Below are 20,588 nucleotides of genomic sequence, written 5' to 3'. Positions count from 1 at the left end.
AAGATATTATAAATCAATAACTATACACTATAGTTATAATGTAGGTTTTGTTAGTGATTCTAGTTCTAGCGAATGAGGAACTGATGAAACTTTTAATCCTGCAAAAGAATTAACTAGTTTAATTGAAATTAATTTAAAAGATTTAATATTTTCAAAATCAATACCTAATATTGATAAAAAAACTGAATTTAAACCAGTAGGTGGAAGTGGTAATTGAAGAGCTTTTTCTTAGAACCTGTTTGGAATCTTTTAAACATAATTAAACTAAAAAAGGGAATAATTATTTCTAACCTGACAGTTAATTAACATTTTATTTTCTTTGTCATTTTTTTGTTAAAAAGATTTTATCATTTGACAACTTATCGATTAAAAATTTATTTTTCAACTATAAAATAACATTTATGATATTAATTTAATCAAAAATAAGTTAAAAAAGATCCTAAACAGGTTCTTATGCTTATTATCAAGGTAATAAATCACAATTTAATTTATTAAATTACTATTTTAAAGTATATGATTCAGTTTCTTCATTAGATTTTACTAATAAAAATCCAATTGGTTTTGATATTTTAAGTAATTCAAATAATAATTTAAATTGAAAAATTAATATTTTTATAACACCAAGTAAAGCACATACAGAACAATATAATTCTGGTTCTAATAATAATTATGCTAAAATATATACAAATAAAGCAAATGCTAATATTATTAAAATAGTTTTAAACGCAAGATAAAATAATATATAATTAATTATAATGAATATTATATAGATAAGGAAATATAAAATATGAAATTTATTTTAAAAATATTATCAGTAGTTACTTTAACATCATTCTCAGTTATAAATTTAAATGCTTGTGGTGTTGAACAAGGTTTACCAAAAACTTTTACAGCCACATTTGAAAAAATTAATAAATTTAATGTTATTGTTGTTAATATGTCCATTCCAGTAATGGATTTAAAACTTTATAAAAATGATGTATTAGATAATGCTGGTTCTCTTAATGATTTTTATAATAAAGAAGGGTATATAAAAATTGAAATTAGTGGAAAAATGTTTAGTAAATTTTTAGATGTATATGGATTAAATATGAATAATACCGAAACAGAAATAAAAGATAAATTAAATAATACTATTGTTTCTAATGGTAATATTACTATTATTAAACATGCACCTTATGTTAATTTTTATTATCTTAAAGATTTTTCTGGTAAAGTTTAAACAAAATAATATTTCCTAACAATCTTAAATAATGTATAATAAAAATACTTACTTTTGTAAGTATATGATGATAATATCAATTTTTCTCAAACTAATGTAATTATTAGGTTAACACCTAATTAAAAAGTTACCTTATTGGTAACTTTTTTTATTTTAAAATATTAAAAATTGAATTATTAAAATTTATTTTTTAATATTTGTATTATCTATTATTCATTTTTTAAATATGTTAATATTTAAATACAAAAATAGATTTTGTTAAATTATTGTTCGGATGTGATAAAAATGAAAAAAAAGGAAATAAAAAATAATTTATTATCAATTACTAAATATTTAGTTGAAAAATATAAAATTATTCAACCAGTAAAATTACAAAAAATTTTATATTTTTTATATTTAGATTATTTAAAAGAAAATAATGAAAAATTATTTGATGAAGAATTTGAAGCATGAATATATGGACCTGTAGTAACGAAAGTTTTTTATCATATCAAATATCATGGTTTTAATTTTGAAATTGAAGAAGATGATACTTTATTTGAAATATGTAGTTTAAATAATGATAAAATAAAAAAATTTATTGATAAAAAAATTGATAAATACCTAAATAAGTCTACTTTTGATTTAGTTGAGATAGCACATAATACAAAACCTTGACAAAATGCAAGAAAATATTTAAAAGATAATGAAATTTCAAATAATAATATTAATTTTAATGATATGAAAGATTTTTCTAAAATATGAAACATTTAATTGATTTTAGTTTATTTATTTACGATTGTATTTGTATTAATATTCAAAAAAATAAATTTACTTATAAAACTAATAAAGAAATGGTCAACAAAATTGATAAGTTTTATTTTGATTTATTAAAAGATATTTCTAAGTCAGATAATTTTTATAAAAATCTTACAAAAGAAAAAAATTCTGGAATAGTAGATGATTTAAAAACACAATTAGAAATTAAGTTTTTATATAAAAATTATGGATTTAAAGATAAAGAAATTGACCAAAATATAATTAACTTACCAATTTATAAAAAAAGATTTTGTGATTCAAAAAGAAGATTTTTTTATATTATTAATAGATTTAATAATGATATTTTTATAATAAAACCATTATTTCTTGATTTAAATCATACTTTTTACTTTAATTCTACTAGAGATAATATTAAATATGAAATATGTTTAAGTTGTAATAATGAAAAATGTTAATTAAAAAAAGATAAGTAGAATTGAGCAATACTTATCTTTATTTTAATTATATCATATTTTCTATATTTAATATAGATAATTTAATGATTATTTATATGATTATCTGTTATTTTATTTAAAGTTTTACTTAAATTTATATAATTATTAATAATTTTATTTAATACTTGTTGTTCAGTTGTATTTAATTTATGACTTATTTGATTAGTAAATTCTATAATTTTTTGTTCAATTTCTTTAGTCATTATTTACTCCTTATTTTTAATTTCTTTTACTTTATTTTTAAATTGTTTTTTATGAAAATAACACATATTAAAAAATTGAACTACACTATCTTCTATATTTAAAGTTTTTAAAATAACTAATACTTTACTATTACAATCTTTAACAATACATTTAAGTAATACTTTTTCTTGTTTTTGTTTTTGCATTAATTATATATCTCCATTACTATCTTCTGTATCTAATTCTAAACTTAAAATAATACATTCTAATATATGAATAAAATTATTTACTAAATCAAATTGTGACATTTTAACTAAATCTTTAATTTTCATTTCTTTATAATATTGAAGATTATGTAATCTAATATTTTCAACAATTATTTGTTTTTTCATTATTTATTCTCCTTATTTAAATAATATCAACCAATTAATAAACTATCTGCTTCATCATGATTTGATATAGTTATATTTCAATTTTGTTGTCTAATTAAACCACCAACTATATATAATGATTTTTCTTTATTTCACTTTTTATCTTTAAATAAATCATCTTCTTCATATCTTAATTCTTTTAAATATCAATTTTGTCATTCTTTAGGACTTATTAACATATCTTTTTTTAATAATTTATTAAATTGTCCAGCAATAAAACCACGTAAATGTTCTTGTGTTTCAGAACCTTTCATATTAGGAAAACCACGTTCTATAATTAGATTAAAGTTGGATTTTGAATTTTTACTTCCTAATTGAAAATCTAATTCTTTTTCTATTTGATTAAGTATTAAATAATTAAAGTTATTATTATAAATATAATCTGATTTACTAATTTCAACTCCAGTACTATATTTTTTAAAACTATAACTTTTAACAAATATTGGTTTTTTATTTTCTCATAATGTAAATCCAGTATTTTTAATACTTGGGTCAATTGAAAGTAAATAATTATTCATTATCAAATTCTCCATTTTCTATTTTTTCTTGTAATTTCATTATTAATTTCATTTTCCAATTACTAATATTAATTTTAATTTCATCACTAATATCATCTTTAAGTAATTCCATAAATTCATTGTCAAGATAATTAATTATTTTTTCTTTATTCATAATTTATCCTTTCTTTTCTAACTCTTTTATTTTGTTTTTGCTTACATAAGTTATTACATTTATGGGCATAAACTCTACCATAACCACATTTATTATTCTTTTTAATTTTTATTATCATTAGTTTTAAATGTTTCTTCTTTTTCATCTCAATATAATTTGGTATTTGTTTCTATTCACTTCTCAAAAGAATTTAATTTTAATTTATTCATTATTATCAACTCAACTTTCATTTAATCATAAAAATATTTCATGTAAAACTAATATTGAATCTGTTTTATCTTTATACTTAAACATTAAATCTGTTATATATTTACGTAATACACTTTTATTAACTCTATTTTCTTTTTTCATTATCTAATACCCTTTCTATGTTCTCTTACATGTTCAATATTTTCTTCATCACCAATCATTATTTCTCCACAAAAAACACATTTATACTTTGTTCAATATCCCATTATTTATTCTCCTTATTTTTATTTAAATTCATAATTAATATTTCTAAACAATTCATACATCAATAATTAGTTAATCAAATTCTTTTATTACAATATTTACATTTATTCATAATTTCTATACTCATTTTTATTATTAGATTTTATATTTTTAAATCTTTCACGAATTTCTTTAAATTTATTAAATAAATTTTTTAAATAATTTTCACCCATTAATATTAAAAAATCTTTACTATTATTTGGATTTAATCTTTCCATATCTTCTCTGATACATTCATCAAATAAAACTGTATTTGTAATCATATATTTTTCAAAATAATCTAATTGTTTTTCACTTGGTTCTCATTTTTCATTTTGTATTTTTACATTATTATTAATATAATTATTTTGTGATTTATTATTATTTTGTATTAAATTAACATTATCATTATCTGGGTCAAGTTCATCTTCACTTAATAACAATAAATTCATTAAAAATATCTATAAGCATAAGTTTCTGCACTACCTTTTGCTTTTGCTATATCTGTATTTTTAGCACATGCTAATATATCAAAATATTTAATTTCTTTATCATTATCTAAATCAATAATTGTATATCTTTTAAAATAAGTTATTTCTACTTCATTTTTATCTAAATAACTAATTTTTCTATCAGTTGTTAATATATCTTCATGTGTAATAACAATATTTAATTCTTCACATAATAATTTAAATTTATTAAAAATATCACTTAATAATCAATATTTATAATTACCAAATTTATTAAAACCATTTTTAGGTGTACTACCAATTTTTAATTGTAATTTAAGTATTTTTTTATATAAATTATTCATTATTTATCACTCTTTCTTATTGCATTTTTAATTAAACCTCTTATAAATTTTGTAATTGTAATATTTTTACTTTGACAAAAATCTTTAATTTCTTGTTTTTCAATATCAGAAACACGAATTCTTATAAAATTATTTAATAATATTTTATCTTTTGAAATTTTATTTCTAGGTGTCATATTTATTCATCTCCTTTAACCTTTAAAAATTCTTTTATAATCAATAATTACTTGTTCTAATTTTTTTACATCTTCATATATAAAATAATCATTATGAATTTTTAAATCACCATCATTATCAATTTCAACTTCAAAATATTCATATTTACTATTAAATTCTTCTTGTAATTCTTCAAATTTTTCTATTAATTTTCTTGCATTTTCTAATTCTAATCTATTCATATTTACACTCCTTTAAAATTTTCTAATTGTAATTCATTAATATAATATTCATATAAAGAATCTCAATTATCACTTGTTAAAAACATATCGTTTTCAATCATGTCATTAATACATTTATTACAATAATATGTATTTTCAATTTCACTAAATCAAATATATTTTTCATTATGAATATTACATTTCATTTTATTCATCCCTTTCTATAATTTTTAATATTTCTTGTATTTCAATATATTTTTTATTTTTAAGTAATTTTTCATTACATAAATTTTTAATTAATTCTATTTTTTCAACATTTAATAACATATTATTTTCCTTTAATACTTTAAATAAAATATTTTTTCATTATGAGTATTTATATCTTTCATTGGTGTAACAATATAATTTATTACTAAATCATTATCTTTATATGGATTATTTATTTTAAAACTTTTCATATCTTTTTCTCATGTAATGTTATATTTAAAACATTCTTGATTTTTATCATTTGTAAAAATATAATAACCATTATATTGTTCATAAAATTCACAAGATATTAATTTATTTTCATTTGTAGTAATATCTGAAATATTTTTAATATATTTTAAAATTTCACTACCTTTAATACTTTCAATATCTTTTGTAATTGATTTTTTACCTAATTTATAATTAAAATCTTCAATTATTTTTAATGTTATTTTTTTATTATTTTGATTAATAATAGTATCTTTAATTGGAAATCATGTTTCATATTCACCAATTTCTAATAACATACCTTTAGTTGTTTCTCTTACTTTATTTTTAATATCTAAATTAACATTAATCATTACGAATCCTTTCTACGTATAAGCCTTATCACCTACAGTGATAAAAGGCTTATATACTAATAACTAAATACTTCTACTACTACGTAAGGCTTATGCTACTGTAAGTAGCAAAGCCTTGGAGGGTAGGGGTTCTAGGGGAAGGGAACCAAAAAATATCAAGTTTTAAAAGAGCATGACAAAAATTACTATTAGTTATATCTGCACTATAGCCTTTAATAATTTTTATTTAGTTATGTAATAATTAATTACTTTAATAAAGTACAGATTTATCAAAATAATTAATTATAATTGTTCAACAATTAAAAATGAGAGTTTTATCTTTCATTTAATTTCTTATTAAACCGTATCCAAGTTTGCAATGCGCCCCCGTTCAAGTTAATGGTAAATGAAACTATATTTGCCTATTAATAGACCTATTTAACCGAGAAATTATTGGACATAGTGTTGGAGTTAAAAAAGATGCATTACTAGTATATCAAGCATTTATGCAATCAAATCGATGTTTAAAAGATATCCAAATATTTCATAGTGATCGAGGTAATGAATTTAACAATAAAATTATTAATAATCTTTTATTAGCATTCAATATTACTCGATCTTTAAGCAAAAAAGGTTGTCCTTATGATAATGCTGTTGCTGAAGCAACTTTTAAAACTTTCAAAACAGAATTTATTAATGATAAAAATTTTACATCATTAATCCAATTAAAATTAGAATTATTTGATTATATCAATTGATACAACAACATAAGAATCCACAGCACTTTAAACTACTTAACTCCTATCAAATATCAAGAACAAGTGTCTACCAAAAAATAGTCCTAAAAAGTGTTGCCATTCCAGTTTAAATTTTCAAACTAACTTTTTAATAGAATCTTTAAAAAATCAAAAAGTACCTAACACAGCAATTATCACAACTATTCATTTAACCATTTTAAACACCACCTAACGTATAAGCATAAGAATAATCCCAATTTAAACTTGCTCTATCTAAATTAATCTCCGACATACTATCATCATTTAAATTAACATCAACCATACTGTCATTTGTACTTTGATAATCATTAACACTAGCATTAATTAATCTTGCTCTTTCATCAGTAAATACTTCTTGTAATTCTGTATTATTATGTGTATTTCTTAACGATAACAATAAAGTATTTATAATCTCACTTGCACAGACAATAATCGTAGGAATAGCAAAATAATTATTAAAATTATTATTAATACCCATAGCAACACCACTACTAATCAAACAACCACCAGTACCCGTATTCGCTATTTTACGTATAATTTCAAATCTATTAGGTATTAATTCAGTTAAACCACTAATAACATTTGCTATACCAAAACTATTTAAAGATATATAAGTATCTCAGTCTACAAAAGGTTTATTAACTATTGGACTAGGTGTTGGTATTGGGGTAGGAATTGGTGGTGGTGTAGGACAAGGTGGTCAAAAACATGGTTCATCTCTTAATAAAAAAACTGACTTATCTACATAATTAACAAACTTAGCATAATTAACTAAACCAATTGTTCCTAATCCTAAAAATATCTTTTTATAACTATTAATAACTTTATTTTTAGTAGTTGATCTTTGATTAATATTTCATATATCAATTGCCAACTTCTTACTAAATAACAAAGAATTAATAGAACCTAAAATTGGGTCTTTTAAATATTGACCATAATAAGCACTAACTTCTACCATAGCACTTAATGGACTTAATCCAGTTCTTAAAATTTCTATTATAGTTATATGTATAACTTAGCATATCTAATAAAAGTTATACATATAACTCCTACCATAGCACTTAATGGACTTAATCCAGTTCTTAAAATTTTAGTTAAAGTATAATTACTAGTTTGTTCTAACTCATTAGGCATGTTTACTGTCTCCTCTATTTTTCACTTAATCTTTTTAAAATCTCTTGCAAATGCTTATCTTCCCTAGCATCTCTAAACGCTTTATCAATTAACATATAGTCATATTTAAACTGTTTCGTTTTTTCCATAAATAAAACTTCTTACTTTATATACTAATAAGGAGCATATTTATACTAATTTGTATAACATGGGAGCAAAGTACACAAAAAAGTATATATATGCTCCCTATTCAGTTTTTTTTAATACTATTTTAAACGTTTAATATTATTTTTAAATTTCTCTTCATCTTTACTAAGATAATTAAAAGAATGTAAAAGTAAAGTTTGAAATTTAACTAAATCATTAACAATAATTTCTAATTCTTCAATACGTTTTTCTAAATCTTGCATTTTTATTTACCACCTTGATTTTTTTTATTTTGTTTTCTTATTCGTTCCATTTCATTAGCAACTCTGTAACACATTTCACAACCATATACTCGTTCATAAGTTCAATCACTACACTTATGTCTCATAATTTAACTTACTTTCTTGTTGTCTCATTGATTTATTTAAAACAATATCTAATATACAATTTGGACAATAATATTTTCTAGTATATAAATTTTGCAAAACTCTTTTAGGACAAATAACTTGGTCACAAAGTTTACACATATAAATCGCTAAATGAAATGCTTGTTCAGATGAACAATTATCATTTTTAGCCATAATTTAAAATTAACTCCTAACATATTAATAATTATTTAAAATTACCCTTTTAATAAATAACTATTTTCAATTAAAAAGTTTTTTAATATTACCGCTTAAATCAAGTTCAAGTGAATAAAAATTACCAACTTTTAAATCAACAGCAGATAAACAATTATTAAAATCACTAGCAAATTCCGGATTATATCATTTATCACGTGTTTGACCAGTTGGCACGCTTGTTTGTTTATTTATTTCTACAAACTTCAAAAAATCAAACTTCAATGTTTGACCTTTATTATTTTTATCGGGAATAATACGCCCTTTTTCAATATTAACTAACTGTACTTTAAACATAAAAAAACTTAACCTTTCGAGTTCATTAAAAATTAATTTAATAAGTTAAGCATAGTAGGGTAAACCTATACTTATTAATAATATATCATAAAAATATAAAATTTCAACAAAAAATAAAAAATGAACACTAGTAAGAACTCGAATAATTACTAATGTTCATTAACCATTATATATATATATATATATATATACAAGTAAAATTATAGAAAAAATTAGTTTTTTTCTAATGCAAAACTTTTTTCTTAAAATCTATTTTTTCAACTTTATTACCAAAAACTTTATCTACCCAAGTTAAAACATCTTTATCTCTTTGAATTAAATAACCTATTTCACTAGTCCGTAAATAATGCTTATGCGATAAAGCACTTAAATATACATATCGTTCGTAATCTTCATACTCTTTAAAATAATCATTTACAACAGTACTTTCAATAATACCACCAATCATAACAGTATCACCATTACTATCTTTTTGAGTTTTAAAATAAAATACATTCGTTGCATTAAAACTTGCTTTAATTATATCTCCAATTGTCAATCTCTTAATACCACGAACTATAATAGGATTTTTACAATTACGACTAAAAGCATATGCTTTTATACCAACATCTTCTTGATTTAAAGATTTAGCATCATCTAGTGATTTTGTAACATATTTACCTAAATATTTAATAACAAACTCATTTGTACCTTTACGAACAACTCTCAAATCAATACCCTTAGCATTTCCAGCATGTGGTCATCAATCACGTATCATATTATAAGGTATCTTTCTATTAAAAATTATATGAAAATGAACTGCTCCACGGTCTTGATATTCATAAACATACATATATTTTAATTCACCCATATATTTAGCACGCTTAGGGTCATTTCATCATTTCTTTAATTTAAGAAAAAATAAACGAATGTCTTTTTTTGCTTGTTTAACATCTTGCATATTTTCAGCATAAGTTAAAGTAACAAAACTTAACATATTACTATTATAAAAATTATGTAATGCTTTTTGAATTAAATTAGTTTTAGTACGAACAGTATTATTTCTTAATTTTTGCTTATTACCAACATAACATTTACCTTTCTTATTTCCAATATTATTCAAAAAAGAAATAGGTAAAACTACATTTTTAACATAACAAGCATAAAAAATCTTTTTAACATAAAAATCTTGTTGAATATCCATATATAAAAATTCCGAGTTCTAGGTTTTAAAAACCAATTTTATACATTTTAATAACAAACAAATCTTAACATAAAAAATTATAAAAACAAACAATAAAACAAAAATGTCATTATTTAGTAAAAATTTCCTATTAGTTATCGAGTAATAATTTCCCAAAAGTGAAGTTATTTATATAACTTATAATTAATAATAATTCGATTTAAAACAGCCCTAAAAAGGGCTGTTTATTTTTTGAATACTATAAACATATAAATTTTTAAATCGTTTGAATATGAGCAAATTTGGTGCCTTAAAATTAATTTTAAATATATAAAGATATTGCAATTGCAATATCTTTTTTATAATTTTAGTGAGTTTATTTTAAAACCCTTATAATTTTTATTTTCAAAGCTATTAATTTCAACTTCATCAAACTTTTTTATTTTTAACTTTTCTAAATTTTTGTTATAAATTTCCATTTTTAAATTTGATATTTTTTTTAATTCTTCTTTTATTGAATTAAATTTAATTTCAAAATAATTTACTTTTTGAGAAATAATTCTATGTTCATTTTCATATTTTCTTATTTCATTTCTTATTTTTAATTCATTTTTATTGTTAATATCTTGATTTGTTAAACAAGATATTTTTTTATTTATTTCTTTTTCTTTTCTTTTTTCATTATCTAGCTTTTTCTCCAAACTTCTAAATTCATTACTTAACTTAGAAATTTGATTTTGACTTTCTTGTAATTGTTTATCCATATATTAAAAATCCTTTCAAAATTAGAAACCTAATTGTTTTATTTTTAAACAATTAGGTTTCTAAAACTATTTTTAATTCATATTTATTATATTCATTAAAAATTGGTTTGTAAATAAAAAAGTTCCTATATGAAAACAAGGAACTAAATTTTTAGGGGTTATTTAGAATTTGTGTTTATTTAACAGTGTAACTTTCCAAAATAATTTAATTTTTGATAAATATTTTTGGGAAATTTTCACTCGATATTGACAACAATAAAACAAAAACTGTCATTATTTAGTAAAAATTTCCTATTAGTTATCGAGTAATAATTTCCCAAAAGTGAAGTTATTTATATAACTTATAATTAATAATAATTCGATTTAAAACAGCCCTAAAAAGGGCTGTTTATTTTTTGAATACTAAAACATATAAATTTTTAAATCGTTTGAATATGAGCAAATTTGGTGCCTTAAAATTCATTTTAAATACATAAAGATATTGCAATTGCAATATCTTTTTTATAATTTTAGTGATTTTATTTTAAAACCCTTATAATTTTTATTTTCAAAGCTATTAATTTCAACTTCATCAAACTTTTTTATTTTTAACTTTTCTAAATTTTTGTTATAAATTTCCATTTTTAAATTTGATATTTTTTTTAATTCTTCTTTTATTGAATTAAATTTAATTTCAAAATAATTTACTTTTTGAGAAATAATTCTATGTTCATTTTCATATTTTCTTATTTCATTTCTTATTTTTAATTCATTTTTATTGTTAATATCTTGATTTGTTAAACAAGATATTTTTTTATTTATTTCTTTTTCTTTTCTTTTTTCATTATCTAGCTTTTTCTCCAAACTTCTAAATTCATTACTTAACTTAGAAATTTGATTTTGACTTTCTTGTAATTGTTTATCCATATATTAAAAATCCTTTCAAAATTAGAAACCTAATTGTTTAAAAATAAAACAATTAGGTTTCTAAAACTATTTTTAATTCATATTTATTATATTCATTAAAAATTGGTTTGTAAATAAAAAAGTTCCTATATGAAAACAAGGAACTAAATTTTTAGGGGTTATTTAGAATTTGTGTTTATTTAACAGTGTAACTTTCCAAAATAATTTAATTTTTGATAAATATTTTTGGGAAATTTTCACTCGATATTGACAACAATAAAACAAAAACGATACTTAACAACATATTATTTTAACTTAAAGAAAAAAGAAAATAAAATCAAAAATAATATGTATGATGAAGCTGTTATTAGTGCTTTTAAAGAAAATAAAGAAGTTTATGGTACTAGAAGATTAAAAAAAATTTTAGAAAACCAAGAAATTTATTTATCACGCAGAAAAATTAAAGAAATTATGAATAAGCATAATTTAATATCAAAATACACTAAATTATCATTCAAAAATCATCATAATAAAGTCAATAATAGTCAAATAACCAATCTTGTTAATAGAAACTTTAATAATAGGGTTAAAAATGAAGTTATTGTTAGTGATTTAACTTACGTTCAAGTTAATGGTAAATGAAACTATATTTGCCTATTAATAGACCTATTTAACCGCGAAATTATTGGACATAGTGTTTGCATTACTAGTATATCAAGCATTTATGCAATCAAATCGCTGTTTAAAAGATATCCAAATATTTCATAGTGATCGAGGTAATGAATTTAACAATAAAATTATTAATAATCTTTTATTAGCATTCAATATTACTCGATCTTTAAGCAAAAAAGGTTGTCCTTATGATAATGCTGTTGCTGAAGCAACTTTTAAAACTTTCAAAACTGAATTTATTAATGATAAAAATTTTACATCATTAATCCAATTAAAATTAGAATTATTTGATTATATCAATTGATACAACAACATAAGAATCCACAGCACTTTAAACTACTTAACTCCTATCAAATATCAAGAACAAGTGTCTACCAAAAAATAGTCCTAAAAAGTGTTGCAATTCCAACATTATCCGTAGTAAATAAAAATTATCTTCATAACACTGTACCAAATTTATAGTTAATAAAGATAATTAACAAATAATAATTTTATAAACTTATATAAGATAAAATCTAAAATTATCAAAAATATTAGTACTCCTTTTAAATTTATTTTTAAAAGGAGTATTTTGTAAATTATGATAAGTTGTTATACTAATAATATCAAAAATAATTTTTTTACTTTATAATTAAAGTAGTGGAATCAAAAAATAAAGGAATGGTGGTATTTAATATGAGTGTATTACCGTTAAATATTATTTCGACTGTAATTTCAGCAGATATTGGAACAGTTATTGCTGAAATAGCGGTTTTATTTGGAATAACCATTTCTTTATTAATGACAATTCTTATTTTAATAGTTATGAATACCTTTATTCGTGGTAAAAAAGTTTGATGAACAACAAGAAATAAATCTCATATGAAACTACTAGCAACTTCAGAAAAAAGAATGTTAGCAAGTGTTTTAGCAGAAGCAGTGATTAAATTAGCAGAAGAAAAAATTGGAGCACTAATTACTATTGAAAGGAATGTTTCATTAAATGAATATACTGATTTGGGAGTAAAAATTGATGGTGAAGTAACTTCACAACTATTACAATCTATTTTTATTAAAGGTTCACCCTTGCATGATGGTGCAGTTATTATTCGTTTAGGTCGTATTGAATGTGCCTCTACTTATTTTCCACTAACTAATAAAAAAATATCTAGTCAATTTGGTTCACGTCATCGTGCTGCTATTGGAATATCAGAGCAAACCGATGCAGTATCAGTTATTGTTAGTGAAACTAATGGTTCTGTTTCAATAGCTCGTAGTGGTAAGTTTTTACAAGTTGAAAACTTAAATAATCTTGTTCGTACACTATATGATGAATTAGCTTCAACTAAAGAAATGGTTCAACAAGTATAATAATGAAAAGTTTGTTATTAGTAGATATTGGTAATACATTAGTTAAGATTGCTATGATTAATGATAGTGAAATTATTGAACAATGAGCAGTAATAGAAACCAAAAGTAAAACTGCAATTGTTCAATTGAAAAAAGCATTTAAATTAAATAAAAAATTACATTTTGAAGAAGCTGTTATTAGTTGTGTTGTTCCAAATTTTTTAATAATAATAGAAAAATTAATTGTTTTTACATATAATTTAAAACCGTTAATTGTTGATTTTAATTTACTAAGTTCTTTACCTTTAAAACTTAATTTAGAAAATCGTCAATTAGGTAGTGATTTGATAGCATTATCATATGCTGCTTATACTAAGTATCACAATGCGATAGTTGTTAGTTTGGGAACTGCTACTACCTATAGTGTTGTTGTTAATGATGTTTTGGTTGGCGTTATTATTGGACCTGGATTTAGTACAAGTAAAGATGCATTGATTGATAATGCTGCTTTACTTGTTGATTTTGAAATGCAACATTATCAATCAATGTTAGGTAAAAATACTAATCATGCTTTATCAATTGGTTATGGTTATGGTTTTAGTGCAATGATTAATAGTATAGTTGCTAGAATTAAAAATGAAACAAATATTAGTTTACCTGTAATTTTAACAGGAGGTAGTGTACCAATTTTAAAATCTTATTTTGATTTTTCTTATATTTATGAACCACAAATGTTATTTTTAGGTTTAGTTGATATTATTAAATATTTTAGAAGTAATAATAAAATAAAAGATTAATATCTTTTAATATATTTAAAATATAAGGAAAGGAGAATAAAACTATGTTGATGTTAATAAAAATTTATAAATTAACTAGTGCACAAATTATTATAATAACTATTATTAGTTTATTAATTTTTACTATTATCGTTTTAACAAGTTTATTAGTAATTTTTAGTTCGTATAAAAATAAACAATTTATGGTTTATAAAAATTTGCAATATATTCAAAATATTAATATTAAAGAAAGATTAAATCGTATTAATCAAATGGTACAAGCAAATGAACAATATAGTTCTATTTTAGGGATTTGAATTAGTCGTTATAATCTTTTTTTAAAAAAAGATTTAAATAAGGTTTTTAAAAAATATATTCAAATTTTAAAATTACAAAATAATAAAGAATTATGAAAAAGATATAAATTAATGTATAGAATGCATAATAAAAGTAATAATTTAAAAAATCAATTGCAGTTATTAACAATTGAAATAGATTATTTTATTAGTATTGATCAATTATTACGAGAATATCAATTATTTTTTAAACAAAATTTTAATTATTTACAAGATCAAATGATCAAGATTAATTTACAAAACGATCTTAATCGAGAACAATTAGATGAAGTTATTAAAATAATTAATGATATGTTTAAAGAATTAGAAACAAATATTAATGCTATTAATGTTAGTCAAATTATTACTATTTTAAGTGAGATTGCGATTGCTGTTGTAACATTGGCAGAAATTTTAGATAATTTACCAACACTTCGTTATATTATAACATATGAAATTAAACAGAAAATGGCGGCCTTAAAAAATAAATATCAAATGATAAAAATAAATAATACTTTACTTTTACAATACGAACAATTAGTAGCAAACGTTGATGAAAAGTTAAGTTTTATTAATAAACAAATTAATAATTTACAATACAAAAAAGCTAAGGTTAACACTCAAGAAATATTAAAATTAATTGCCACTTTTAGTAATAAAATTGATAAAGAACAAATATTTTATAATATTTTTAAAGAAAATTATGAAAAATTTTTAGTTATGAGTTTTAATTTTAATGAAATATTTGAAGCTATTAAAAATGAAATTGCTCTTTCAAATAAAATTAATTCTAAAATGATAGAAAATAGCAAAATAACTAACTTAGAAACTATTATTAATAAACAACTTGCTACTGTTAATCATTTTGATAATTTATTAATCATAGAACATCAAAAATCAATAAAAAATACTAGTTATGAAACATTAGTGATGTTATTAGCGGCGTTATTTGAAAATAGTATTGTTGTTTTTAATAGTTTAAAAGAGTATAATAAATTGTTGAATGAACAAAATAAAGCAAAAATTAAATTTAAAACTTATGTTGATAAAATCAATTCAATGATGTTACAAATTGATAATATTTTAAATAATATTAATTTTTATTATTTAAATGAAATTTATAAAGAAAAGTTTAGTGATTTACAATATTTAATAAATGATACTATTTTAAATTTTAAAAATGGAAATTATGATAATTCTTCTTTTAGTAAATTTAATGATTTACAAAATAAAATTTTTCATCTTTATACTGAATTAAAAATGGAAATTACTATTCATAAATTATCACATTTAACTCTTGTTTATGCTAATCGTCATCGTTCAATTAATCAGCAACTTAATAGTAAATTTAATGAAATTGAAAATAATATCACTAATAATCATAATCAAAAAGCATTAACATTATTATTGGAATTAATGGAATAAATTTTAAAAAAGAGGAAAATTAAATGGTACCAATTATTATTATTCTTTATGGTGAATTAACAACTAAAAGTAAAAATCGGATTGATTTTATTAAACAATTAAAAATAAATATTAAGTATGCTCTTAGTGATTATAAACAAATAAATATTATTCATTTTCATGATCGGATGGAATTAACTAATTTATCTCTTGACGTAATGAATGATGTTATTAATATTTTGGTGAAAATATTTGGTATTAGTTCATTATCACCTGCTTTTAGAATTGCTAAAAATATGGAAATATTATCAGAAAAAGTAATATCATTAATTTTAAGTCAAGATCTAACAAATTTTAAAACATTTAAACTTTTTGTTAGTCGTAGTGATAAGAGTTTTTCATTAAATTCAGAACAAATAGTTAAAATTATAGCTTCTATAATTTTAAAAAAAACAGATTTAAAAGTTAATGTTACTAATCCTGATTTAAAAATAAATATCAAAGTTAATAAAGATGATATTTATTTATTTGCAAATAAAATTATTGGTGCTGGTGGATTTCCAGTAGGTAGTTCAGGGAAAGTGTTATTATTATTGAGCGGTGGTATTGATTCCCCTGTAGCAGCATATAAATTAATGAAACGAGGATTACAAGTTCAATATTTACATTTTGCTACTCCACCTTTTACTTTACCAACAGCATTAAAAAAAGTAGAAACTTTAGTTCAAATTTTAGCACCTTATAATGCTGGTAGTAAAAATTTATATATTTGCAATTTTACTAACTTGCAAAATGAATTAAGTCATATTAAGAAAGAAAGTTATCGTATTACTTTAATGCGTAGAATGTTTATTAGAATTGCTAGTTTATTTGCAGAAAAATATAAAATTCAAGCATTAGCAACTGGTGAAGCGATTGGTCAGGTTGCTTCACAAACATTAGCAAGTATTAATGCTATTAATATTGTTAGCAATTTACCAATTTTGCGTAGTTTAATTGCCGAAGATAAAGTTGATATTATTAATCTTGCAAAAAAAATTGGTACTTATGAAACATCAATTTTACCATTCGCTGATTGTTGTTCATTATTTGTTCCCAAAAACTCTGTTACACAACCAAAGATTAAAGAATGTGAACTTTTAGAAAATGATTTAAAGCAAATAATTGATTGAGAACAAATTTTAATAAATAGTTTTAAAGATATTGAAAAAATATAAATAAATTTATTAATAATTTAATAGTTTTAATAAATTGCAGTTTATTTACTTTAAATATAAAAAAAGAGTGAAGTTTCACTCTTTTTGTTATTTTTTAATAGTAAACTATAAAATATTACAATAAGTATTTTGATTACTTGTTGAAGTTTGATTTTGTAAATCAATTCCATTTATTTCATTTACTAATAATTTTGTTTTTTCAATTCGGTAATGTTTAGTAATCTGTGTAACTTACAAAAATAACTATGTTTAATTAATTCTATAATAAACCTAGAAAGAGTGAATTACAGATGGCTAAAAAGCAAAATATTAATAATAATGATCCAATATCAAAAGCAGTAGATTTATTATTAGAAAATACTGAAGATTTAACAACAGTTTTTAAAGAGGGAGGTTTGTATAAAGAATTAACAAAAAGATTAGTAGAAAAAATGTTGAATTCTGAGATGCAAAATTATTTAGGATATGATAAGAATCAACATAGTAATAGTGACAATGCTCGTAATGGTATAAGTTCAAAAAAATTAATAACTCAACAAGGTAAAATTGAGATTGATGTACCGAGATCGCAATAGTAATTTTAATCTTGTAATAATTGCAAAAAGACAAAGAAGATTTGATGGTTTTGATCAACAAGTTCTTTCTTTATATGCAAAAGGTATGACATTATCAGATATTAGAATGTAATTACAATAGTTATATCATGGTGCTGATATTAGTGAAAGTGTTATTAGTCAAATTACTGATGATGTTATTGATGATGTAAAAGCATGGCAAAATCGACCATTAGATAGTATTTATCCGATTGTTTATTTTGATTGCATAGTAGTTAAAATACGACAAGATAAACGCATTATTAACAAATCTGTGTATATAGCTTTAGGAGTTGATTTAGAAGGTAAAAAAGATGTTTTAGGCTTATGAATTAGTGAAAATGAAGGTTCTAAATTTTGATTAGCCAATTTCACAGAAATGAAAAATCGAGGCTTAAATGATATTCTTATTGCTTGTAGTGATAATTTAACAGGAATGTCAGAAGCAATACAATTAGTTTATCCTAAAACAGAACATCAATTATGCATCGTTCATCAAATTAGAAATAGTTTGAAATATGTCTCATATAAGCATAGAAAATCTCTAGTTGCAGATTTAAAACCAATTTATACTGCATGTAGTGAAGAACAAGCAATGCAGGCTTTAGAACCTGTTTGGAATCTTTTATAAAATAACGTAAAATGACTATATATTTTAAGATAAGGGGTATATATGCATAAAAATTATCCAAGTCATGTTACTAAAGAACAATTTGAGAACATAAGATCAATTTTAGAAAATAGCAAAAAGAAAACAAAACCAAGAAATTTAGATTTATATGAAGTATTTTGTGCAGTTTTATATGTATTAAAAAGTGGATGTCAATGAAGAATGTTACCAAAAAATTTTCCAAAATGACAAACTGTATATTATTATTTTCAAATTTGAAGTAAAAATAGTGATAAAGAACCTAGCACTTGACAAGTAATTTTAAAAAAAATTAGTTAGAAAAGTTCGTATCAATAATGGTAGAAAAGAACAAACTAGTTTTTGTATAATTGATTCACAAAGTGTTAAGAACACAGATACTGCTAAAAATAAAGTGGATGGGTTACACTTTATTGGACACTAATTACGTAGACAAGTGAACAAATTAGTGAAAAGAAAGGAAGTATAATTATGGCCAATATTAACTCATATTCAGATGAATTTAAAAAACAAATAGTAGCTTTATATCAAAGCGGTAAGTCAGTGTCTTGTCTTGCTAAAGAGTACAATGTTACAAGAGCAGCTACTTATAATTGAATTAAGCAATTTACTAATTCAGGTAGTTTTAAAACTAAAGATAATCGTTCTGTTGAAGAAAATGAATTAATTAAATTAAGAAAAGAATTAAAACAATTAAGAATGGAAAATGATATTTTAAAGAAAATAAAGAAGTTTATGGTACTAGAAGATTAAAAAAAATTTTAGAAAACCAAGAAATTTATTTATCACGCAGAAAAATTAAAGAAATTATGAATAAGCATAATTTAATATCAAAATACACTAAATTATCATTCAAAAATCATCATAATAAAGTCAATAATAGTCAAATAACCAATCTTGTTAATAGAAACTTTAATAATAGGGTTAAAAATGAAGTTATTGTTAGTGATTTAACTTACGTTCAAGTTAATGGTAAATGAAACTATATTTGCCTATTAATAGACCTATTTAACCGCGAAATTATTGGACATAGTGTTGGAGTTAAAAAAGATGCATTACTAGTATATCAAGCATTTATGCAATCAAATCGCTGTTTAAAAGATATCCAAATATTTCATAGTGATCGAGGTAATGAATTTAACAATAAAATTATTAATAATCTTTTATTAGCATTCAATATTACTCGATCTTTAAGCAAAAAAGGTTGTCCTTATGATAATGCTGTTGCTGAAGCAACTTTTAAAACTTTCAAAACTGAATTTATTAATGATAAAAATTTTACATCATTAATCCAATTAAAATTAGAATTATTTGATTATATCAATTGATACAACAACATAAGAATCCACAGCACTTTAAACTACTTAACTCCTATCAAATATCAAGAACAAGTGTCTACCAAAAAATAGTCCTAAAAAGTGTTGCCATTCCACATCTAAATGACCATTTTGCGCTGCTCATATTAAAGCGGTTATATCATCGCATATATAATTAACATTGCCACCATTTTTAATTATTTTTTTAATTACTTGTAGATCACCGATTTTAGCAGCTTTTATTAAATTAATATTTTGAATATCCATTTTTTTCTCCTTATTTGATTAAAAATAACAAACTCAC

31 protein-coding genes and 4 pseudogenes are annotated in these 20,588 nt (G+C 21.3%); 13 read left to right on the top strand and 22 right to left on the bottom strand.

Annotation, left to right across the window (positions count from 1 at the left end):
• Positions 1 to 787: 787 nt before the first annotated feature.
• The 3 genes from ACXUB0_RS02015 (at position 788) to ACXUB0_RS02005 (ending at position 2,436) form a co-directional block, all read left to right on the top strand.
• A complete protein-coding gene (locus tag ACXUB0_RS02015; protein WP_458257590.1) occupies positions 788 to 1,222 on the top strand; it encodes a hypothetical protein in 435 nt (144 codons plus the stop codon).
• A gap of 285 nt (positions 1,223 to 1,507) precedes the next feature.
• Complete coding sequence (locus ACXUB0_RS02010; RefSeq protein ID WP_458257589.1) at positions 1,508 to 1,975, top strand: Panacea domain-containing protein; 468 nt, start codon at positions 1,508 to 1,510, stop codon at positions 1,973 to 1,975.
• Entirely contained in the window at positions 1,963 to 2,436 is a 474-nt protein-coding gene (locus tag ACXUB0_RS02005; RefSeq protein ID WP_458257588.1) for a hypothetical protein, read from the top strand. Before ACXUB0_RS02010 ends, ACXUB0_RS02005 begins: the two co-directional genes overlap by 13 nt.
• Before the next feature lie 80 nt (positions 2,437 to 2,516).
• On the opposite strand, the gene ACXUB0_RS02000 is transcribed toward ACXUB0_RS02005, so the two are convergent.
• From ACXUB0_RS02000 to ACXUB0_RS01945, 12 genes are all read right to left on the bottom strand, one after another.
• Positions 2,517 to 2,678, bottom strand: coding sequence for a hypothetical protein (locus ACXUB0_RS02000; protein WP_458257587.1), 162 nt, complete (start codon positions 2,676 to 2,678; stop codon positions 2,517 to 2,519).
• A 3-nt stretch (positions 2,679 to 2,681) separates the two neighbouring features.
• Positions 2,682 to 2,864: a hypothetical protein gene (locus ACXUB0_RS01995; RefSeq protein ID WP_458257586.1), complete on the bottom strand. Its 183-nt coding sequence runs from the start codon at positions 2,862 to 2,864 to the stop codon at positions 2,682 to 2,684.
• A 3-nt stretch (positions 2,865 to 2,867) separates the two neighbouring features.
• On the bottom strand, positions 2,868 to 3,050 hold the full coding sequence (locus tag ACXUB0_RS01990; RefSeq protein WP_458257585.1) for a hypothetical protein: 183 nt from the start codon (positions 3,048 to 3,050) through the stop codon (positions 2,868 to 2,870).
• Positions 3,050 to 3,607, bottom strand: coding sequence for a hypothetical protein (locus ACXUB0_RS01985; RefSeq protein ID WP_458257584.1), 558 nt, complete (start codon positions 3,605 to 3,607; stop codon positions 3,050 to 3,052). Before ACXUB0_RS01985 ends, ACXUB0_RS01990 begins: the two co-directional genes overlap by 1 nt.
• Positions 3,600 to 3,761: a hypothetical protein gene (locus ACXUB0_RS01980; protein ID WP_458257583.1), complete on the bottom strand. Its 162-nt coding sequence runs from the start codon at positions 3,759 to 3,761 to the stop codon at positions 3,600 to 3,602. Before ACXUB0_RS01980 ends, ACXUB0_RS01985 begins: the two co-directional genes overlap by 8 nt.
• A gap of 201 nt (positions 3,762 to 3,962) precedes the next feature.
• Positions 3,963 to 4,112, bottom strand: coding sequence for a hypothetical protein (locus ACXUB0_RS01975; protein ID WP_458257582.1), 150 nt, complete (start codon positions 4,110 to 4,112; stop codon positions 3,963 to 3,965).
• Positions 4,113 to 4,318: 206 nt separating this feature from the next.
• On the bottom strand, positions 4,319 to 4,684 hold the full coding sequence (locus ACXUB0_RS01970) for a hypothetical protein (RefSeq protein WP_458257581.1): 366 nt from the start codon (positions 4,682 to 4,684) through the stop codon (positions 4,319 to 4,321).
• Positions 4,684 to 5,046, bottom strand: coding sequence for an ERF family protein (locus ACXUB0_RS01965; RefSeq protein ID WP_458257580.1), 363 nt, complete (start codon positions 5,044 to 5,046; stop codon positions 4,684 to 4,686). Before ACXUB0_RS01965 ends, ACXUB0_RS01970 begins: the two co-directional genes overlap by 1 nt.
• Positions 5,046 to 5,222 carry a hypothetical protein gene (locus tag ACXUB0_RS01960; RefSeq protein WP_458257579.1) on the bottom strand — a complete coding sequence of 59 codons (177 nt, stop codon included), beginning with the start codon at positions 5,220 to 5,222 and terminating at the stop codon, positions 5,046 to 5,048. The genes ACXUB0_RS01965 and ACXUB0_RS01960 overlap by 1 nt, the downstream gene beginning before the upstream one ends.
• Before the next feature lie 15 nt (positions 5,223 to 5,237).
• On the bottom strand, positions 5,238 to 5,444 hold the full coding sequence (locus ACXUB0_RS01955) for a hypothetical protein (protein WP_458257578.1): 207 nt from the start codon (positions 5,442 to 5,444) through the stop codon (positions 5,238 to 5,240).
• 2 nt (positions 5,445 to 5,446) lie between these two features.
• A complete protein-coding gene (locus ACXUB0_RS01950; RefSeq protein ID WP_458257577.1) occupies positions 5,447 to 5,629 on the bottom strand; it encodes a hypothetical protein in 183 nt (60 codons plus the stop codon).
• 132 nt (positions 5,630 to 5,761) lie between these two features.
• Entirely contained in the window at positions 5,762 to 6,250 is a 489-nt protein-coding gene (locus tag ACXUB0_RS01945) for a hypothetical protein (protein WP_338986766.1), read from the bottom strand.
• Between the two features lie 368 nt (positions 6,251 to 6,618).
• On the opposite strand from ACXUB0_RS01945, the pseudogene ACXUB0_RS01940 reads away from it, so the two are divergent.
• Positions 6,619 to 7,068 (top strand): annotated as a pseudogene (locus ACXUB0_RS01940) (transposase); the annotation flags it as partial.
• A 115-nt stretch (positions 7,069 to 7,183) separates the two neighbouring features.
• Here the strand turns inward: ACXUB0_RS01940 and ACXUB0_RS01935 are convergent.
• From ACXUB0_RS01935 to ACXUB0_RS01895, 9 genes are all read right to left on the bottom strand, one after another.
• The gene (locus ACXUB0_RS01935) at positions 7,184 to 7,963 is read right to left on the bottom strand and encodes a hypothetical protein (protein WP_458257576.1); all 780 of its coding nucleotides are present in this window, start codon (positions 7,961 to 7,963) and stop codon (positions 7,184 to 7,186) included.
• Positions 7,964 to 8,007: 44 nt separating this feature from the next.
• Positions 8,008 to 8,139 carry a hypothetical protein gene (locus ACXUB0_RS01930; protein ID WP_458257575.1) on the bottom strand — a complete coding sequence of 44 codons (132 nt, stop codon included), beginning with the start codon at positions 8,137 to 8,139 and terminating at the stop codon, positions 8,008 to 8,010.
• A 245-nt stretch (positions 8,140 to 8,384) separates the two neighbouring features.
• Positions 8,385 to 8,528 carry a hypothetical protein gene (locus ACXUB0_RS01925; protein ID WP_458257574.1) on the bottom strand — a complete coding sequence of 48 codons (144 nt, stop codon included), beginning with the start codon at positions 8,526 to 8,528 and terminating at the stop codon, positions 8,385 to 8,387.
• Between the two features lie 2 nt (positions 8,529 to 8,530).
• Complete coding sequence (locus ACXUB0_RS01920) at positions 8,531 to 8,653, bottom strand: hypothetical protein (RefSeq protein WP_458257573.1); 123 nt, start codon at positions 8,651 to 8,653, stop codon at positions 8,531 to 8,533.
• Positions 8,643 to 8,846, bottom strand: coding sequence for a hypothetical protein (locus ACXUB0_RS01915; RefSeq protein ID WP_458257572.1), 204 nt, complete (start codon positions 8,844 to 8,846; stop codon positions 8,643 to 8,645). Before ACXUB0_RS01915 ends, ACXUB0_RS01920 begins: the two co-directional genes overlap by 11 nt.
• A gap of 60 nt (positions 8,847 to 8,906) precedes the next feature.
• Positions 8,907 to 9,182, bottom strand: a complete 276-nt coding sequence (locus ACXUB0_RS01910; RefSeq protein ID WP_458257571.1) for a hypothetical protein — start codon at positions 9,180 to 9,182, stop codon at positions 8,907 to 8,909.
• A 223-nt stretch (positions 9,183 to 9,405) separates the two neighbouring features.
• Positions 9,406 to 10,365 carry a rolling circle replication-associated protein gene (locus tag ACXUB0_RS01905; protein ID WP_458257570.1) on the bottom strand — a complete coding sequence of 320 codons (960 nt, stop codon included), beginning with the start codon at positions 10,363 to 10,365 and terminating at the stop codon, positions 9,406 to 9,408.
• Positions 10,366 to 10,703: 338 nt separating this feature from the next.
• A complete protein-coding gene (locus ACXUB0_RS01900; protein WP_458257569.1) occupies positions 10,704 to 11,108 on the bottom strand; it encodes a hypothetical protein in 405 nt (134 codons plus the stop codon).
• 501 nt (positions 11,109 to 11,609) lie between these two features.
• Entirely contained in the window at positions 11,610 to 12,014 is a 405-nt protein-coding gene (locus ACXUB0_RS01895; protein ID WP_458257568.1) for a hypothetical protein, read from the bottom strand.
• Between the two features lie 246 nt (positions 12,015 to 12,260).
• Between ACXUB0_RS01895 and ACXUB0_RS01890 the strand changes: the two genes are divergently transcribed.
• The 9 genes and pseudogenes from ACXUB0_RS01890 to ACXUB0_RS01850 all read left to right on the top strand — a co-directional run bounded on the left by ACXUB0_RS01890 (position 12,261) and on the right by ACXUB0_RS01850 (position 20,377).
• The gene (locus ACXUB0_RS01890; protein ID WP_458257567.1) at positions 12,261 to 12,761 is read left to right on the top strand and encodes an IS3 family transposase; all 501 of its coding nucleotides are present in this window, start codon (positions 12,261 to 12,263) and stop codon (positions 12,759 to 12,761) included.
• On the top strand, positions 12,688 to 13,050 hold the full coding sequence (locus tag ACXUB0_RS01885; RefSeq protein ID WP_458257566.1) for an IS3 family transposase: 363 nt from the start codon (positions 12,688 to 12,690) through the stop codon (positions 13,048 to 13,050). Before ACXUB0_RS01890 ends, ACXUB0_RS01885 begins: the two co-directional genes overlap by 74 nt.
• A gap of 290 nt (positions 13,051 to 13,340) precedes the next feature.
• Positions 13,341 to 14,015, top strand: coding sequence for a diadenylate cyclase (locus ACXUB0_RS01880; RefSeq protein ID WP_252320291.1), 675 nt, complete (start codon positions 13,341 to 13,343; stop codon positions 14,013 to 14,015).
• A gap of 2 nt (positions 14,016 to 14,017) precedes the next feature.
• Positions 14,018 to 14,791 carry a type III pantothenate kinase gene (locus ACXUB0_RS01875; RefSeq protein ID WP_458257565.1) on the top strand — a complete coding sequence of 258 codons (774 nt, stop codon included), beginning with the start codon at positions 14,018 to 14,020 and terminating at the stop codon, positions 14,789 to 14,791.
• A 50-nt stretch (positions 14,792 to 14,841) separates the two neighbouring features.
• The gene (locus ACXUB0_RS01870; protein WP_458257564.1) at positions 14,842 to 16,530 is read left to right on the top strand and encodes a hypothetical protein; all 1,689 of its coding nucleotides are present in this window, start codon (positions 14,842 to 14,844) and stop codon (positions 16,528 to 16,530) included.
• A 23-nt stretch (positions 16,531 to 16,553) separates the two neighbouring features.
• Entirely contained in the window at positions 16,554 to 17,726 is a 1,173-nt protein-coding gene (gene thiI, locus ACXUB0_RS01865; protein WP_458257563.1) for a tRNA uracil 4-sulfurtransferase ThiI, read from the top strand.
• 290 nt (positions 17,727 to 18,016) lie between these two features.
• A pseudogene (locus ACXUB0_RS01860) lies at positions 18,017 to 18,929 on the top strand (IS256 family transposase); the annotation flags it as partial.
• 63 nt (positions 18,930 to 18,992) lie between these two features.
• Positions 18,993 to 19,215, top strand: a pseudogene (locus ACXUB0_RS01855) (transposase); the annotation flags it as partial.
• A gap of 224 nt (positions 19,216 to 19,439) precedes the next feature.
• Positions 19,440 to 20,377 (top strand): annotated as a pseudogene (locus ACXUB0_RS01850) (IS3 family transposase).
• Here ACXUB0_RS01850 and ACXUB0_RS01845 read toward each other — a convergent pair.
• On the bottom strand, positions 20,333 to 20,551 hold the full coding sequence (locus ACXUB0_RS01845) for an ankyrin repeat domain-containing protein (RefSeq protein ID WP_458257562.1): 219 nt from the start codon (positions 20,549 to 20,551) through the stop codon (positions 20,333 to 20,335). The pseudogene ACXUB0_RS01850 and the gene ACXUB0_RS01845 overlap by 45 nt on opposite strands.
• Positions 20,552 to 20,588: the final 37 nt, after the last annotated feature.

The sequence above is a fragment of the Spiroplasma endosymbiont of Dactylopius coccus genome (assembly GCF_977110965.1).
The sequence above is the reverse complement of the archived record's forward strand: the minus strand, read 5'-3'. Positions and strand labels throughout refer to the sequence as shown.